Origin of the sequence: Streptomyces sp. NPDC048001, from assembly GCF_043203115.1 — a bacterium.
Lineage (GTDB): Bacteria > Actinomycetota > Actinomycetes > Streptomycetales > Streptomycetaceae > Streptomyces > Streptomyces sanyensis.
Window position 1 is genome coordinate 436484 of the sequence record NZ_JBIDBN010000003.1, and the last position, 16855, is coordinate 453338.

The 16855-nt window shown below is 75.7% G+C and carries 15 protein-coding genes; 8 read left to right on the forward strand and 7 right to left on the reverse strand.

The window, feature by feature from the left end; genetic code table 11:
- Positions 1-272: 272 nt before the first annotated feature.
- Positions 273-1457 (forward strand): VanZ family protein, encoded by a 1185-nt coding sequence (locus ACGF15_RS08470; protein WP_392797315.1) that lies wholly within the window; start codon positions 273-275, stop codon positions 1455-1457.
- A gap of 21 nt (positions 1458-1478) precedes the next feature.
- Here the strand turns inward: ACGF15_RS08470 and ACGF15_RS08475 are convergent, their stop codons facing one another.
- Positions 1479-2291, reverse strand: a complete 813-nt coding sequence (locus ACGF15_RS08475; protein ID WP_362611017.1) for a class I SAM-dependent methyltransferase — start codon at positions 2289-2291, stop codon at positions 1479-1481.
- A complete protein-coding gene (locus ACGF15_RS08480; protein ID WP_392797317.1) occupies positions 2288-3298 on the reverse strand; it encodes a saccharopine dehydrogenase in 1011 nt (336 codons plus the stop codon). Before ACGF15_RS08480 ends, ACGF15_RS08475 begins: the two co-directional genes overlap by 4 nt.
- A gap of 73 nt (positions 3299-3371) precedes the next feature.
- Between ACGF15_RS08480 and ACGF15_RS08485 the strand changes: the two genes are divergently transcribed.
- Positions 3372-3998: a TetR/AcrR family transcriptional regulator gene (locus ACGF15_RS08485; RefSeq protein ID WP_392797319.1), complete on the forward strand. Its 627-nt coding sequence runs from the start codon at positions 3372-3374 to the stop codon at positions 3996-3998.
- A gap of 138 nt (positions 3999-4136) precedes the next feature.
- A complete protein-coding gene (locus ACGF15_RS08490; RefSeq protein WP_392797321.1) occupies positions 4137-4733 on the forward strand; it encodes a TetR/AcrR family transcriptional regulator in 597 nt (198 codons plus the stop codon).
- Positions 4734-4817: 84 nt separating this feature from the next.
- Here ACGF15_RS08490 and ACGF15_RS08495 read toward each other — a convergent pair whose 3' ends face one another.
- The 5 genes from ACGF15_RS08495 to ACGF15_RS08515 form a co-directional block, all read right to left on the reverse strand.
- Positions 4818-6677 carry an SIP domain-containing protein gene (locus ACGF15_RS08495; protein ID WP_392797323.1) on the reverse strand — a complete coding sequence of 620 codons (1860 nt, stop codon included), beginning with the start codon at positions 6675-6677 and terminating at the stop codon, positions 4818-4820.
- 112 nt (positions 6678-6789) lie between these two features.
- The gene (locus tag ACGF15_RS08500) at positions 6790-7842 is read right to left on the reverse strand and encodes an ABC transporter substrate-binding protein (RefSeq protein WP_392797325.1); all 1053 of its coding nucleotides are present in this window, start codon (positions 7840-7842) and stop codon (positions 6790-6792) included.
- 4 nt (positions 7843-7846) lie between these two features.
- Positions 7847-8671, reverse strand: a complete 825-nt coding sequence (locus tag ACGF15_RS08505) for an ABC transporter ATP-binding protein (RefSeq protein WP_362611002.1) — start codon at positions 8669-8671, stop codon at positions 7847-7849.
- Complete coding sequence (locus ACGF15_RS08510; RefSeq protein ID WP_392797327.1) at positions 8668-9765, reverse strand: FecCD family ABC transporter permease; 1098 nt, start codon at positions 9763-9765, stop codon at positions 8668-8670. Before ACGF15_RS08510 ends, ACGF15_RS08505 begins: the two co-directional genes overlap by 4 nt.
- Positions 9765-10811, reverse strand: a complete 1047-nt coding sequence (locus tag ACGF15_RS08515; protein ID WP_362610997.1) for an iron ABC transporter permease — start codon at positions 10809-10811, stop codon at positions 9765-9767. Before ACGF15_RS08515 ends, ACGF15_RS08510 begins: the two co-directional genes overlap by 1 nt.
- 136 nt (positions 10812-10947) lie before the next feature.
- On the opposite strand from ACGF15_RS08515, the gene ACGF15_RS08520 reads away from it, so the two are divergent.
- The 5 genes from ACGF15_RS08520 (at position 10948) to ACGF15_RS08540 (ending at position 16737) form a co-directional block, all read left to right on the forward strand.
- Positions 10948-11766, forward strand: coding sequence for an AraC family transcriptional regulator (locus ACGF15_RS08520; protein WP_362610995.1), 819 nt, complete (start codon positions 10948-10950; stop codon positions 11764-11766).
- A gap of 498 nt (positions 11767-12264) precedes the next feature.
- Positions 12265-13293 carry an N-acetyl-gamma-glutamyl-phosphate reductase gene (argC, locus tag ACGF15_RS08525; RefSeq protein ID WP_392797330.1) on the forward strand — a complete coding sequence of 343 codons (1029 nt, stop codon included), beginning with the start codon at positions 12265-12267 and terminating at the stop codon, positions 13291-13293.
- Positions 13290-14441 (forward strand): bifunctional glutamate N-acetyltransferase/amino-acid acetyltransferase ArgJ, encoded by a 1152-nt coding sequence (gene argJ, locus ACGF15_RS08530; protein ID WP_392797332.1) that lies wholly within the window; start codon positions 13290-13292, stop codon positions 14439-14441. The genes argC and argJ overlap by 4 nt, the downstream gene beginning before the upstream one ends.
- A gap of 83 nt (positions 14442-14524) precedes the next feature.
- Positions 14525-15460, forward strand: a complete 936-nt coding sequence (gene argB / locus ACGF15_RS08535) for an acetylglutamate kinase (RefSeq protein WP_392797363.1) — start codon at positions 14525-14527, stop codon at positions 15458-15460.
- Complete coding sequence (locus ACGF15_RS08540) at positions 15457-16737, forward strand: acetylornithine transaminase (protein WP_392797333.1); 1281 nt, start codon at positions 15457-15459, stop codon at positions 16735-16737. Before argB ends, ACGF15_RS08540 begins: the two co-directional genes overlap by 4 nt.
- Positions 16738-16855: the final 118 nt, after the last annotated feature.

Below are 16855 nucleotides of genomic sequence, written 5' to 3' on the forward strand. Positions count from 1 at the left end.
ACCCTGCGCGACGGGGGCGGTTCGCCGACAGGGCCGTTCGGGGCACGTCGGCCGGCATCCGCCGCAGCCGCTCCGGGACGGGGCGGCGGACACCGGTCGGGGGCATGCGCCGGAGCACCTATCCTGGTCGCCGCGGCAGGCGTCGCGGCACCGGTTCCCGGGCAGGCATGCGGGTGCGGTGCACGGCCGGGCCGTCCGTGTCGCGGGCGTGTCCGTGCCGCCTCGCCTCCTGCCCCCGGCCGGCTCGCACGGAGCCGCGGAAGAGGACTGACGTGTTCCGGACCTATCTGCTGCCCGTCGAGGCCGCGGTGACCTGGTTCCCGCTGCTGGTCGCCGTCATCATGGTGCCCGTCGCGGTCCACGGGTACCGCCACCGCGGCAGGGCCGGCGGGTGGCCCGTCCTGGTCCTCTACAGCTTCGTGTTCTACCTGCTCGCCGCGCTGCTCCAGACGGTGATGCCGCTGCCCGCCGACACCGACGCGCACTGCACCCTCGTGCGCTACGCGGAGAGCCCGCAGCTGGAGCCCTTCGCCTTCCAGGCCAGGATCTCCCATGCGACCGGCGGCGACTGGTCCCCGCGCACCCTGGCGGGGACGCATTCGGCGTGGACCGCGGGCCTCAACGCGGTGCTGCTGCTGCCGCTGGGCGTCTATCTGCGCTACTACCTGCGCCGGGGGCCGGTGTCCTCGGCCGTGGTGGCCTTCGCCACCTCCCTGTTCTTCGAGGCCACCCAGTACACGGGCCTGTGGTTCGTCTACGCCTGCCCGTACCGCCAGTTCAACGTCGACGACCTGGTGCTCAACACGGCCGGTGCGGTGTGCGGCTGGCTGCTCGCCGGCCCGCTGCGCCGGGTGCTGCCCGCCAACGACCCCGACGGCGAGCGCACCCGCTACGGCGGCCGGGTGACGCTGACCCGCCGGGCGCTGGCCTTCCTCACCGACCTGGCCGGATGGCTCGTCGCCTGGACGCTGCTGACGGGCGGGACGGCCCTGGCCACCGACTGGACCACCGGACGCCGCTACGCCCTTCCGGCGGGGGCGGTCCTCGGCCTGGTGTGGTTCTGGCTGGTGCCGCTGCTCTTCCGGGCGACTCCGGGCAAGCGCGCGGTGCTGCTGCGGCTCGCCCGCCCGGACGGCCGGGCTCCGGGGCCGCTGCGCCTGACGGTGCGCACCGTGCTGCTCTGCTCCCCGCTCGCCCTGGCCTGGCTCGCGGTGGCCCACCGCACGGGCACCGTGGAGCTGCCCGGCTCCGCGGGCCCGGCGCTGCCGTACGCGGCCGCGCTCGCGGCCCTGGTGATGTGGGGGTCCCCTCCCGTGGCGCAGCTCGTCCGGCGGGACGGCCGCGCACCCCACGAGCGCTGGTCGGGCACCGTCAACCTGGCGGTGCCCCCGCCGGACGCCCCGCCGGCCCCGCCGGCCCCGCGGCGCGAGGACGCCCTCCCCGCGGCCCGCGGCTAGGACACCCGGCGGAGGGGAGGGTCACGGTCCCGCCACCCGCCCGAGCGCGAGCAGGTAGGGGGCGTCCAGCACGAGCCGGCCGTCGGTGGACCGGTCGTGGCGCCGGAACAGCTCCGCGAGGGCTCCGCGCGCCTCGTCCCAGCGGCCGGCGGCCTGCAGGGCGCGCCGGTAGGCCCGCAGCGGCCCGGGCTTCTCCTCGAAGACGCGGACGGCGTGCCCGAGCGAGGCGTAGGCGACCCGGACGTGCAGCAGCCTCGTGCGCACCTCCACCGGGAGCGGGGCGAACAGTTCCGCCACGTACGCGGCCTCGCCCCAGCGGGTGGGCACCGGCTCCCCGGGTGCGGCGCCGAGGGGCGACAGGACCGTCGGTGCGATGCGGCCCATCACGCCGTCGGGGGTCCAGGACGCGACGGCGAGCACGCCGCCGGGGCGGCAGACCCGGACCAGTTCGGCGGCGGTGCGGCGCGGCTGCGGGGCGAACATGGCGCCGAAGGTCGAGACGACGAGGTCGAAGGCGCCCGCGGCGAAGGGCAGTGACAGGGCGTCCGCCGCGAGGAAGGAGGTCCGCTCGGCGAGACCGGCGGCGCGGGCCCGCTCCGCCGCCACGCCCAGCAGCCCGGGGTGGGTGTCGATCCCGACGACCCGCGGGACGCCCGCGCGGGCCAGGGCGAGTGCGGCGGGGCCGGAGCCGGTCGCGACGTCGAGCGCCGAGGCGGCCGGGGTGCGGGCCGGGGGGTGCGCCTCCCGCAGGGCGAGTGCGGTCACATGGTCGGCGGCGTGCGCCCAGGCGTCCCCGGCGGCGGGGTAGCCGCCGCCCTCCCAGGGGCCGCTCACGGGTGCGTCCCGGGGGCGGAGCCCCAGAGGGCGATGCCCTGGCCGGCCAGCCGTTCGGGGAGGTCGGCCAGGGCGGGGAGCTGCTCGATGTGGTGCACGCCGGGCGGTACGCGCCCGGCCAGGACCTCCCGCGCGGTGTGGGCGGCGACCAGGCCCGTCGTGCGGCTCTGGCCGCTGCCGGTGAGGGCCCGGGCCGCCCGGTGGGGGCCGCGGACGGCCTCCGCGCACACGGCGAACCGCTCTCCTCCGAGGTGGACGCGGCCGAGCACGCGGGTGAGCAGGTCGGTGCGCCGGGCGAGGCGCGAATGGCGCAGGGCGGCGAGCAGGGCGGTGAGCGGGCGGGAGTCGAGGCAGAGGCGGGTGGTGACCTCCGGCACGCCGAGCGTCCGGGGCAGGGTGAACTGGTCGGAGAAGGGGAAGGGGTGCGCGGTCCGCGGGCCGTGGCCGGGCAGGGCGGTCCGCCGGGAGCGGGCGGCGGAGGGCACGCTCAGACCGGCGACGGTCCAGCGCACGGCGTCGCGTCCGTGGCGCTCGCCGGTGCCCAGCAGGACGGTCAGGTCGATGCGCTCCGCTCCCCCGACGTCGTGGTGGGCCCGCAGGGCCAGCAGGTTGCTCAGCCCGGGCGCGACCCCGACGCTCAGGACCGCCGCGGCCCCGGTGCGCTCGGCCTCCCCGGCGGCCCGCTCGACGCCGTCGAGGAGCCGGTGGCTGGCGCCGACGTCGACCAGGTGGATGCCGCGTGCCAGGCAGAGCGCCGCCGTCCGGGCGTCCGGCGGCTCGACGCAGAGCACCACGGCGGCGATGTCGCCCAGTTCGTCCAGTACCCGCCCGAAGCCCTCCGGGTCCGCCACGTCGACGCGCACCCCGCCGGGGGGTGCCGACCGGCCCCCGGCCAGGACGCGCCCCGGGTACCAGCCGGACAGGGTGCCGACCACCACCCGCCCGACCGCACCGTGGCCGCCGACGACGAGCAGTCTGCCCGCACCCGCCCCATTCGCTGTAGTCATACTCCAGTGAATAACACTGTAGTCTCACTACAGTCAAACTTCCGTACGGACGAAGGCGAAGGCGGCGAGCACGGTGACCCCACCCCCCACACGGGCCGAGAAGGCGCGGCTGACCCGCGGGCGCATGGTCGAGGCGGCGACCGGCCTGTTCACCGAACGGGGATGGGCGCGGACCACGGTCGAGGACATCGCCCGCACCGCGGGGGTCGGTGTGCAGACGGTCTACTTCACCTTCGGCACCAAGCGCGCCCTGCTGAAGGAGGTCCTCGACACCGCCGTCGCGGGCGACGGGGACCCCCTCGCCACCCTCGACCGCCCCTGGGCGCGCGCGGTCCTCGCCGAACCCGACCCGGCCGCCCAGCTCGCCCTCCAGGCGGGCGGCGCGCGGCGCATCCTGCAGCGCGCGGCGCCCGTCCTGGAAGTGGTCCGCGGCGCGGCCGCCGCCGACCCGGAGCTCGCCGGGCTCTGGCGCGCCAACCTGCGCCAGCGGCACGCCGTCCAGGAGCGGTTCGCCCGCGCGCTGGTGGACAAGGCGCCCTCCGGGCTGCGGGAGGGCCACGACGCACGGTCCGCCGCCGATGTCGCCACCGCCCTGCTCGGGCCGGAGAGCTGGGGCCTGATGGTCGGGGAGCTGGAATGGTCCGCACGGCGCTGGGAGGACTGGGCCGCGGACGGCCTGGTGCGCCAGCTCCTGCCGTGAGCGGCCCCGCCGGGCGGGGCGGCGTTCGCGCAGGACCGCCCGCGGCTGCCGGGGACGGCGGGGCGCGGACTGGCCTTAGGCTGGGCGGCGACAGGTGAAGAGGAGTACTGCCGCCATGAGTTCGAGGACGCCCACCGGATGAGCCCGAAGCAGCAGCGGGGCGAGGCCACGGTCGGGCAGGTGCTGGACGCGGCGATGCGCCTGTACGCGGCGTCCGGGGAGGCCGGGCTCACGGTCAGCGCCCTCACCACCGCCAGCGGCGTCAGCACCGGCAGCGTCTACCACCACTTCGGCAGCCTCGACGGCGTGGTGAACGCCCTCGCGCTGCGCTCGCTGGAGCGGCTGCTGACCCGCCTGGGGACCGCCCTCCTCCAGGCGACCGACGCCCGCTCCGGTATCGGGGCCGTGGTCCTGGCCTATCTGGACCACGCCCGAAGCAGTCCGGAGGAGGCCCGGCTGCTGCACTCCGTGGCGGCGGACCGCGAGGGGATGGCCCGCGCGGGGGCGATCCGCGACTCCCAGGAGGCCCGGCTGGAGCCGATCGCCGCGTGGATCCACGCCCACCAGGAGTCCGGCGAACTCCTCGCCGGCCTCTCGGCGCCGCTGATCGAGTCCCTGGTCCTCGGGCCGGTCGTCGGCGTCGTCCGCCGGTGGCTCACCATGGGCGACATCGATCTGGAGGAGGCCGCGCGCGTGCTGCCCGACCGGATCTGGCGCTCCGTCGGGCGCGACTGAGACCGTCCGCCGCCCCGGCGGAAGCGCCCCCCGGGCACCGCCTCCGGGCGGGGCACGGGTGCGTGCCCCGCCCGGACGGCGTGGTCAGGCGGCCGGTGCGGCCAGGGCCCACAGGCGGTGGTCCCAGCCGATGTCCGTGCGCGCCGCCACCCGGAGTCCCGCCCGCGAGACCAGCTCCGCCACCTGCTCCTGGTCCCGGACGCCCGAGCCGAAGGCGCACTTGAGGCGGAGGTGGTGCAGGACGGCGTCCACGTCGTCCGGGTCGGCGGCGGTCACCTGCTCCACCAGCAGCAGTGTGCGGCCGGGCCCGAGGGCGTCCGCGGTCTCCTTCAGCAGGTGGACGGCGTCCTCGTCGGGCAGCCATTCGAGCTGACGGCACATCAGCCGCACGTCGGAGTCGTCCGCGGGTGCACCGCCCCCGGCGCTCGGCAGCAGGTCCACACGGGGCAGCACGTCGGTGTCCAGGACCTCCTCCCGCAGCACCCGCAGCGCGGAGGGCATGGCGGCGATCGTGGCCCGCAGCCCGGGGTGCTCCTTGACGAGGGCGTTGACGACGGTGGCGCAGCCGTGCCCGGTCGCGGTGACGGAGCCGACCGCGGACCAGTCGTGGGCGCCGAGGACGCCGGGGGCGATCCACCGGGCCTCGTCCTCGACCGCGGCACGGGCCGTTCCGGCGAGGCGGGCGTCCGCGGCCATCGCCTCCGTCAGCCGCTCGCCGCCCGGGGTGCGGTAGCCGGCCGTTCCGGTGCGCAGGGTGTGCAGCAGCCCGCCGAGCGAGGCGTCGAGGGCGGCCTGGGCGCCGCCCAGGTGGTACTCGTCGGCGGAGTGGTCGTCCTCGACGATTTCCTCGCCGATCGGGGCGAGGCGGTAGCGGCCGTCGTCGTCCGTACCGAGCACGTCGAGGGAGACCAGGTAGGTGAGGAGGGCGGCCAGGGTGGACCGGTCGGCCCCGGTGCGCTCCCCAAGCGCGTCCAGCTCGCGGACGCCGCCGTCGACGAGGTCGAGGAGGCCGAGGGTGACGGCGGCGCGGATGGCGTGGCCGGGCGCCGGGTCCATCAGCCCGTGCAGGCGCTCGTGCGCGTCCCCGGCCTCCTCGCCCTCCGCGTCCTCCCCGCTCGGCGCACCGGCGGGCAGCGGCCCGGTGCGCCTCCAGTAGCCGGTGATGTGGGTGAACTCCCGGGGCACCTGCCGTTCCGTGACGAGGTGGCGGCGGATGCCCTTGAGGGCGACGGCCTCGCCGGCGACCCAGGCGAAGACCGTGCCGGGCAGCCACTCGGCCGAGCGCACCGCCTGCTCCAGCAGGTCGCCGGTGCCGGCGGGGGCGCCGTCGCGGGACAGCCACACGATGTCGGCGTCCGCCCGGGTGGGCAGCGGCTGGCGGTGGCTCTCGTCGCCGATCTCGATGAAGACCTTGGCCCGGGTTTCCTCCGGCATCTCGGCCAGCCACCGTCCGATGGCGGGCAGGGCGGTCTCGTCGCCGGCGACCAGGATCCAGTCGGCGCCCTCGGGGTGGCCGTGGGACATCTTGGGCCCGGCGATCCAGGCGCTGTCCCCGGGCCGGACCCGCTCGGCCCAGGTGGAGGCGACACCGCCCTCGTGGCGCACGAAGTCGAAGTCGATCTCGCCGGACTCGGGGTCGTGGCGGACGGGTGTGTAGTCCTTCGCCACGGGCCGCCCCTCGGCCGGCCAGTCGAGGCTGCTGACGTTCTGCCGGGGCAGGACCAGGCGGCCGCCGTCGTCGGGGAAGAAGAACTTGACGTGGTCGTCGAAGCCGTCCGTGCGCAGGGCCGGTAGGTCCAGTCCGTCCTTGTGGAAGGCCCGGAGCTGGTCGCCGCCGAGGGTGAGGCGGCGCATCCCCGGGGTGATGTTCCGCGCACGCAGCACCGTCAGCTCCCTGATGACGATGGGGAAGGTGGCGACCGGACGGGGGCTGCGGGTGGGCATGGTGATGCTCCTTCGTACGACGTGGGTTCCCGGGGCCGGGCGGGGAGGCGGCCCGGCGGACGCCGGTCCGGCCGGACGCGGGGTGCGCGTCCGGCCGCAGCGGTGCGGCGGTCTACTCGCCGGCGACGGCCTTCGCCAGCAGCGGCGTCAGCTGCTCGACGATCCAGGGCGCGCTCAGCGCGTCCGGGTAGGCGACGGCGGAGGCGAGGGTGTTCTCCGAGGGCACGACGGCGTAGTGCTTGTTCCTGACGACGTCCAGGGACTGGAAGACCTTGTTGCTCTCCAGGTCCGAGGCGGAGAGCAGGCCGTTGTCACCGAAGGGGTACGTCATCAGCAGGACGTCGGCCTCCAGCTGGTCCAGGTTCTCCAGGCTGACGGCGTTCTTCTCCGCGTCGTAGTCCCCGGCCTTGTCCGTCTTGCTCAGACCGAGGTCCTCGAACACGCCGGGGTCCTGGTCCGCGTGGGACATGAAGGTGATCTGCTCGGGGTGGACGACCGCGTAGGTGTACGTCCTGCCCTTGAACTCGGAGTGTTCCGCGGCGGCGTCGGCGACGGCCTTGTCGTTGGCGGCGACGACCTTCTCCGCCTCCTCGGTCATGCCGAGGGCCTTGGCGGCCGTGGTCAGGCGCTCCTGCCAGGTGAGGGTGTCGGCGTGGGCCTTGTCCGTGTAGGTGACGACGGGCGCGATGGGCTCCAGCTTGGCGTAGTCGGTGTCCATCGACCAGGTGTTCATGCCGAGGATGACGTCCGGCTGCGCGGCGGCGAGGGCCTCGTAGTCGGTGCCGTCGGTGTCGTCGTAGGTCTTCAGCTCGCCCGCGCCGAGCTTGTCGATGGCGCGCTGCTTGTACTCGGGGACGGGCCCCCCGTCCTCGGCGTCGGGGGTGAGGACCGGAACCAGACCGAGGGCGAGGGCGATGCTGGTGTCGCCGTCGGAGACGGTCGCGACCTTGACGGGCTTCTTCTCGACCGTCGTCTTCCCCCAGGCGTTGGCCAGGGTCACGGGGAAGGCCTCCGCCCCGGCGGCGGCCGGCTTCTTCTCCGACGTCTGCGAGGCGGTGTCCCCGGACCCGCCGGAGCAGCCGGTGGCGAGCGCGAGGCAGGTGGCCGCCGCGAGGAGGACGCGCGCGGCTCCGCGGCGTCCGGCCGGTCGTGCGAGGTGGTTCATGGTGTCAGTTCTCCTGCGTGGTGTGGCGGCGGCCCAGGGGGAAGATCTGGGGCCGGTCCGTGCGGGGGTGGGGGACGACGACGCAGTCCAGGCCGAAGACCTCGGCCACGGTCCGTTCGTCGAGCACCTCGTGCGGCGGCCCGTGGCGCACGATGCGGCCGTCGCGCATGGCGACGATCGTCGAGGCGTACAGGGCGGCCTGGTTCAGGTCGTGCGAGACGAGCACGATGGTCTTGCCTGCCCGCTCGTTGAGGTCGGCGAGCAGGTCCATCACCTCGATCTGGTGGGCGATGTCCAGATAGGTGGTCGGTTCGTCGAGCAGCAGCGTCGGGGTGTCCTGGGCGAGGGCGAGGGCGATCCACACGCGCTGGCGCTGGCCTCCGGAGAGCTGGTCGACCGGCCGGTCGACGAGTTCGGCGGTGTCGGTGGCCACCAGCGCCTCGGCCACCAGCCGCTCGTCGGCCCCGGTCGTGCGCTGCCCGAAGGAGCCGTGGGGGTGGCGCCCCCGCCTGACGAGGTCCCCGGCGGTGATGCTCTCCGGGGCGAGCGGCGACTGCGGCAGGATGCCGAGCCTGCGGGCCACCTGGCGGGTCGGCATCCGGTGGATGTCGGCTCCTTCCAGCAGCACCGAGCCGGCGGCGACGGGCAGCAGCCGGGCGACGGACTTCAGCAGCGTGGACTTGCCGCAGGCGTTCGGGCCGACGAGTGCGGTGATCCCGCCCGCCGGGACGGTCAGCGACAGCTCCTCGATGACGGTGGTGTCGCCGTAGCGGGCGCTGATGGCCCGGGCCTCCAGCGGCGAGGGGGTGGTGAGGGCCTGTGGGTTCACGATTCGGCTCCCTGCCTGCGCCGAAGGATCAGCCAGACGAAGTAGGGCGCTCCGAGCAGCGCGGTGAGGACCCCGGTGGGCACCGGGCTGATCAGGGGGGCGTTCTGGGCGAGCACGTCGGCGCCGATGACGAGCACGGCTCCCACCAGCGGGGAGAGCGCCACGGACCGGTCGCCGCCCACGAGGCGGACCGCGATGGGGCCGCTGACCAGGGAGACGAAGGCGATGGGGCCGACCACGCTGGTGGCCAGGGCGGCCGCGGCGGCACCGAGCAGCAGCGCGAGGACCCGCGTCCGGCCGACCTTCGTCCCGAGACCGGTGGCGGTCGGGTCGCCGAGGGCCATGGTCATCAGCGCGCGGTGCAGCACGGCGGTCAGGACCAGGCAGCAGGCCAGCCCCACGGCCAGGGTGCCCACCCCGTCCCAGTCGGCACCGTTGACGGTGCCGACGAGCCAGCGCATGGCGACGGCGATGCTGCTCTGGTCGGCCATGGCGAGCAGGTAGTTGGTGTAGGCCGCGCACACCGCCCCCAGGCCGATGCCCACGAGTACCAGCCGGTAGGTGTCGATGCCGCGGTGCCAGCTGAGGGCGTGGACGGCACCCACCAGGACGAAGGAGCCGAGCACGGCGGCGAGCGGTGCCGCGGCGAGGAAGGACGGCGCGAGGACCATCACCGTGACGGCGCCCGCGCCGGCGCCCGCGGACACGCCCACGATGTCGGGGGTGGCCAGCGGGTTGCGCACCAGGCGCTGGTACAGGGCTCCGGCGAGGCCGAAGAGCGCTCCGGCGAGCACCGCGGTGAGGGCACGCGGCATGCGGAGCTGGAAGATCAGGTAGTCGGCCAGTCCGGCGCCCTGCCCGAACATCGCGGGCAGCACCTCGCGGGGTGCGACCTCGCCGACACCGCCGAGGAGGACGGACGCCGCCGTGAGGGCGAGCAGCAGGGCGGCCAGGACGCCGGTGACGGTGGCCGTGCGCACGGCCCGGGCGCGGCGCGCGGCGCGCAGGCGCCCCAGCGTGCGCTCGGCGGCCCCGGACGGGACGGCGGCGGTCGTGGTGGTGCGCGGGGTACCCGCGCCGGTCAGGGTCGTCATCACATCCTCACCAGGTCGCGGCGGCGGGCGAGCCACACGAAGAAGGGCGTGCCGAACAGCGCGGTCATGACGCCGACCTGGACCTCCCCGCGGTCGAGGACCAGCCGCCCGAGGGTGTCGGCACCGGTGAGCAGCACCGCGCCGACGGCCATGGACAGCGGCAGCGACCAGCGGTGGTCGGGTCCGACGAGCATCCGCGCGCAGTGCGCCCCCACCAGGCCCACGAAGGCGACCGGGCCGATCCCGGCGGTCGCGGCGGCGCAGAGCAGCACGGCGACCGCGGCGGCGGTCAGGCGTGCGCGCTCCACGTGGACGCCGAGACCGCGGGCCGTCTCCTCGCCGAGGGCCAGGATGTTGAGGCTCCGCCCGAGCGGCAGCGCCAGCAGCAGACCGGCGACGAGGAAGGGCAGGACCTCGTCCAGCAGGGAGGCGCGCCCCGTGAGCTGCCCGACCGACCAGGAGCGCAGATGGGCGTAGACCTCCTTGTCGCGCACGACCATCAGGGTGACCAGCGAGGACATCACGGCCGCGAGGGCGACTCCGGCCAGCACCAGGCCGACGGTGGAACTGCCCGCGTTGGTACGGGTCCCGATGAGGTGGACGAGGGCGGCGCTGACGGCGGAGCCGATGAGGGCCATCCAGAAGTAGCCCTGGGGCGTGGCCACTCCGAGATGCAGGATGCCGAGCACCACGAACAGGGCCGCGCCCTGCTGGACCCCGAGGATGCCCGGATCGGACAGCGGGTTGAGCGTGAGGGCCTGCATCACCAGGCCGGACGCGCCGAGCGCGGCGCCGACGAGGAGCCCCAGGAAGGTCCGGGGGATGCGCTCGGTCCACAGGACGTGGGAGTTGTAGGCCTCCCCTCCCGGGTGCAGCAGGATGCGGACGATCTCGGTTGCCGAGATGTCCCGGGTGCCGAGGCCGATGCCGGCGACCAGCGTCGCCGCCGTGGCGGCGAGGGCCAGTGCCAGCAGGACGGCACCGCGCGGGATCGGGGTCCTGGCCGGTGCCGCGGGTGGGCTCACCGGCGTGGACGTGGGTGTCATGGTGTGCAGGGCTCCTCACGGGTCGTACAGGAAGTTAGGTTACCCTTACCTCACCTGGGGGCATCCAAGCCGGAGTCCAGGGGATCCACTTCAGCGGCCGGGACACGGCACCGGCGCCACCTTCCGGGGGGAAGTCATGCAGCACACGACCACCCAGCCGCGCCGCGCGCCGGGCGGGGAGCGCCCGCCGGCGCACCGGAACGCCCCCGCCCCGGCCCCTCAGCCCGCGGCGACCGGGGCGCCCGCACCCGGGGAGGAGCCCTCTGCCCACGGCCACCCCGTCCACCGCCACGCCTTCCACCAGTTCCTCTATGTACCGCTCGGGCACATCACGGTGACGGCCGAGGGCCGGGACCACCGCCTGAGCCCCTCGGTGGCCCTGTGGGTACCGGCCGGACTGCCGCACTCGGCCCGGTTCGACCCCGACTCCCTGGTGCTGAGCGAGGACTTCGAGCCGGCGGCCCACCCCCTGCCCTATCGCGGCGCGACGGCGGTCGACGTCGACGAGCGCCTGCGCCGGATGCTGCTCGCCCGGATGCGCGCACCCGAGCCGGGGGACGGCGGCGACGCCCTGTTCGCCGCGCTGACCGCCACCCGGGAGCGCTGCCTGGCACTGCCCCGGCCGACGAGCGAACCGGCCCGCACGGTCGCGGAGGAACTCCGAAAGCGACCGGACCACCCCTATACGGCGGTGCAGTGGGCGGAGCGGATGTTCACCAGTGCGACGAGCCTGCGGCGCGCCTTCCGCATGGACACCGGGCTCGCCTTCTCCGAGTGGCGGACCCGGCTGCGCCTGAACCACTCGCTGGACCTGCTGTCCGAGGGGCGCCCGATCGGGGCGGTGGCGGCACGGGTGGGCTTCGCCAGCACCAACGGCTACATCCTGGCGTTCCGGCGCCACTTCGGCTGCACCCCGGGGGCGTACGCCCGGGAGTCGGGCGGCGCCGCGCGGTGACCCCCTTCGGGGGTGGCGCAGCGCCCGGTGCGGCGCACCCTTCGGCCGGGGGCGCCCGCTCCGGCGCACACCCGCACACCCGCGCGCCGATGCCCGGGATCCCGGAGGGCGGCCGCGCGGGGCGCCGACGAGCCCTGGAATCACAGGCGTTCACCCGCCGCGCCCCCGTGGAGGTCCGGGGAGGGGGGAGCGACACCCCCTGGAACTTAGGCTAGCCTAAGCTAAGTCACATCTTCGGGAGAGCCGCCCGCCCGAACGCACGCCCCATGGCCCCACCGCCCCCGCGGAACCGGCAAGGAGTCCGCCGGGAGCGGCCCTCCAGGGATCCACGCGCCACCGGCACCCGCACGAACCGGACCCGGACGCCGCACCGTCGGGGCGGCGTCCACCCTGCCCGCGTGCAGCCTGCCCGCGTCCGGCCTGCCCGCGTCCGGCCTGCCCGCGTGCGGCCGCCCCCACCACGAGAGGATCCGACCAGATGAAGGGACGACTGCTCCCATGACCTTCACCGTCGCCGTGGCCGGCGCCACCGGCTACGCGGGCGGGGAGGTGCTCAGACTGCTGTCGGGGCACCCCCTGCTCACCGTCGGCGCGCTCACCGCGCACAGCCGGGCCGGCCGCCCGCTCGGCGAGACCCAGCGCCACCTTCCCGCCCTCGCCGAGCGGAGGACCGTCCCGACCTCGCCGAAGGCCCTGGCCGGACACGACGCCGTCGTCATGGCCCTCCCCCACGGGCGCTCCGCCGAACTCGCCGCCGCACTGGACCCGGGCACCGTCGTCGTCGACTGCGGAGCGGACTTCCGGCTGCGGGACGCGGACGCCTGGGAGCGCTACTACGGCACCCCGCACGCCGGGAGCTGGCCGTACGGTCTGCCCGAACTCCCCGGCACCCGGGAGGCGTTGCGCGGCGCCCGGCGGATCGCGGTGCCCGGCTGCTACCCGACGGCCGTGACCCTCGCGCTGTTCCCCGCCTACGCCGGCGCCCTCGTCGAACCGGAGGCCGTCGTCGTGGCCGCCGGCGGCACCTCGGGCGCCGGGCGTTCGGCCGACGCCCGCCTGTCGGGCTCCGAGGTGATGGGCTCCATGTCCCCCTACGGCGTCGGGGGCACCCACCGGCACACCCCGGAACTGGTGCAGAACCTCTCCGCTCTGGCGGGCGAGCCGGTCGCCGTCTCCTTCACCCCGACGCTGGCGCCGATGCCGCGGGGCATCCTGGCGACCTGCTCGGCCCGCCTGCGCGAGGGCGTGGCACCCGCGGCGGTGCGCGAGAGCTACGCCGAGGCGCTGGCCGGCGAGGAGTTCGTCCGCCTGCTGCCGGAGGGTGTCTGGCCGTCCACGGCGGCCGTCCTGGGCTCGAACACCGCCCTGGTGCAGGTCGCCGTGGACGGTGCGACCCGGCGCCTGATCGCCGTGGCCGCCGTCGACAACCTCACCAAGGGCACCGCCGGCGGCGCGCTGCAGTGCCTGAACCTCGCCCTGGGCCTCCCGGAGGCCCAGGGCCTGCCCGCGAACGGAGTGGCACCGTGAGCGTCACCGCCCCCAGGGGCTTCACCGCCGCCGGTGTGGCCGCGGGGATCAAGGACTCGGGCGGACCCGATCTGGCCCTGGTGGTCAACGAGGGCCCGATCCGGGCGGCGGCCGGCGTGTTCACCACCAACCGCGTCCAGGCCGCACCCGTGCGCTGGTCCCGGGAGGTGCTCGCACGGGGCCGGGTCCGCGCCGTGGTCCTCAACTCGGGCGGCGCCAACGCCTGCACCGGCCCGGGCGGCGCCGAGGACACCCGCGACACCGCCGGCCGGGCCGCCTCCGCCCTCGGCTGCCCGGCCTCCGAGGTCGCGGTCTGCTCCACCGGCCTCATCGGGGTCCGGCTGCCGCGGGAAGCGGTGCTGACCGGTGTGGACGCCGCCGCAGCGGTGCTCTCCCGGGACGGCGGCGAGGCCGCGGCCCGCGCGGTGATGACGACCGACACCGTGCCCAAGACGGCCGTGGCCGAAGGGCCCGGCTGGCGGGTCGGCGGCATGGCCAAGGGGGCGGGCATGCTGGCACCCGGGCTGGCGACCATGCTCGCGGTGCTCACCACCGACGCCGAGGTCTCCCCCGGGGAACTGGACGCGGCCCTGCGCGAGGCCGTCCGCCTGACCTTCGACCGGGTCGACTCCGACGGCTGCATGTCCACCAACGACACGGTCCTGCTGCTGGCCTCCGGCGCCTCCGGACGGGTCCCGGAGCCCGGTGCGTTCGCGGCCGCGGTGCACCGGGTGTGCCAGGACCTGGCACGGCAGCTGGTGGCGGACGCGGAGGGCGCGTCGAAGGAGATCGCCGTGGAGGTGGTCGGCGCCGCGAGCGAGGAGAACGCCGTGCTCGCCGCCCGGGCCGTGGCGCGCAGCAACCTGCTCAAGTGCGCCCTGCACGGCGAGGACCCCAACTGGGGCCGGGTGCTGTCGGCACTCGGGACCACCGAGGCGGACTTCGACCCGGACCGCGTCGACGTGGCGGTGTGCGGGGTGTGGGTCTGCCGGGACGGGGCGGCCGGGGAGCCCCGCGAGAAGGCCGATCTGACGGGACGCCGGTTGACGGTCACGGTGGACCTCCGCGCGGGCGACGCCTCCGCCGTGGTGTGGACCAACGATCTCACCGCCGCGTACGTCCACGAGAACAGCGCGTACAGCTCGTGACGGCCGCACGGACCGTCCCGGCGCCCCGGGACCCGGACAAGCCCGCTCCCCCCGCCCCCGCGCGGCGGTCCGCCGCCCGTCCGGTGCGCGCCCGGACGGTGATCGAGGCGCTGCCGTGGCTGGAGCGCTACCACGGCAAGGCCGTGGTGGTGAAGTTCGGCGGGAACGCCATGGTCGACGAGGAACTCAAGCGCGCCTTCGCCCGGGACGTGGTCTCGCTCCACTACGCCGGGCTGCGCCCGGTGGTGGTGCACGGCGGCGGCCCCCAGATCAGCGCCATGCTGGCGCGGCTGGAGCTGGAGGTCCGCTTCGCCGCCGGGATGCGCGTCACCACGCCCGAGGTCATGGACGTGGTCCGGATGGTGCTGGCCGGGCAGGTGCAGCGGGAGATCGTGGGCCTGGTCAACGCCCACGGGCCGTTCGCGGTGGGACTCACCGGCGAGGACGCCCACACCCTCACCGCCGTGCGCAGACCCGCGAGGGTGGACGGCCGGCCGGTGGACATCGGGCTCGTGGGCGACGTGGTCCGGGTGGACACGGCGGCGGTGCGGGCGCTTTCGGACGCCGGCCGCATCCCCGTGGTGTCGCCCGTGGCGCGCGGGGAGGACGGGCAGGTCTACAACGTCAACGCGGATCTCGCGGCGGCCGCGCTGGCGGCCGCGCTGGGCGCGGAGAAGCTGGTGATGCTGACCGACGTCGCCGGGCTCTACGCCGACTGGCCCGCCTCCACCGAGGTGGTGGAGCGGCTGACCGCCTCCGAGCTGGAGTCCCTGCTCCCCTCCCTGACCACCGGCATGGCGCCGAAGATGGAGGGCTGTCTGCGGGCCGTCAGGGGTGGTGTGCGCCGGGCCCATGTCATCGACGGGCGGGTCCCGCACGCCCTGCTGCTGGAGGTCTTCACCGACGAGGCCACCGGCACCACCGTGGTCCCCGACCCGGGGGCCGCACCACCGCCCGTGGGCGTCGGCGCCACCGCTCCCCTCGCACCCCCTCCCCAGGAAGGCAGGTCCGCCCGATGACCGCGCGCACCTCTCCGGAGCCCCCCGCCACCGCCGCACCGCGCCCGGTGGAGCCGGCCCGCCCCGCGGCGGACCCGGGCGGCGGCTCGCCCGCCGCGACCGCACGGGGCACCGCGCGGCGCTGGGGCGCCGTGCTCATGGACACCTACGGGACCCCGCCGCTGGCCCTGGTGCGGGGCGAGGGGAGCACGGTGTGGGACACCGAGGGTCACTCCTACCTCGACTTCACCGGGGGCATCGCGGTGAACGCGCTGGGACACGCGCACCCCGCCGTGGTGGAGGCCGTGTCCGGCCAGGCGGGCCGCCTGGCGCACGTCTCCAACCTCTACATGGCCCAGCCGCCGGTCGATCTGGCCGAGCGTCTGCTGCGGCTGGACGGGAGGCCGGGGCGGGTGTTCCTGGCCAACTCCGGCACGGAGGCCCTGGAGGCCTGCTTCAAGATCGCCCGGCTGACCGGGCGGGCTCGGATGGTGGCCGCCGAGGGCGGGTTCCACGGCCGGACGATGGGCGCGCTGGCCCTCACCGGGCAGCCCGCGAAACGCGGGCCGTTCCTCCCGCTGCCGGGCGAGGTGGCGCACGTCCCCTTCGGGGACGCCGGGGCCCTGCGGGCCGCGGTGGACGAACGGACGGCCGCCGTCGTCCTGGAGCCGGTGCAGGGCGAGGGCGGTGTGGTCCCCGCGCCCCCGGGCTACCTGCGGGCGGCCCGGGAGATCACCCGGGACGCCGGGGCGCTGCTGGTGCTGGACGAGGTCCAGACCGGGGTCGGCCGGGTGGGCCACTGGTTCGCGCACCAGGCCGAGCCGGGCGTGGAGCCCGATGTGGTGGCCCTCGCCAAAGGACTGGGGGGCGGCCTTCCGATCGGGGCCGTGCTGGCCTTCGGCGAGGCGGCGGAACTGCTGACCCCGGGTGCGCACGGCTCGACCTTCGGGGGCAACCCGGTCGCCTGCGCGGCGGGGCTCGCCGTCCTGGACACCATCGAGTCCGAGGGGCTGCTGGAACGGGTGCGCCGGGTCGGTGCGCTGCTGCGCGACGGTGTGGCCGGGCTCGGCCACCCGCTGGTCGAGCAGGTACGGGGAGCCGGGCTGCTGGTCGGCGTCGTCCTGCGGCGGCCGGTCGCGGACCGGGTGCGCGCGGCGGCGCAGGACGCCGGGTTCCTGGTGAACGCGGTGGGGCCGGCCACTCTGCGGCTCGCGCCCGCGCTGAACGTCCGCGAGGAGGAGGTGGCGGCGCTGCTGGCCGCTCTGCCGTCCATCCTCTCCCCGGACCAAACCTGCTGACGTCACGTCAGCGGTACGAGGAGGGGGCGGTCCGCCCGGTGGGGCCGACTTGACACCCACCCCCTCCCCACGGATTCTTAGGTAAGCCTTACCTAACAAAAGCGTCCCGTGCGGCCAC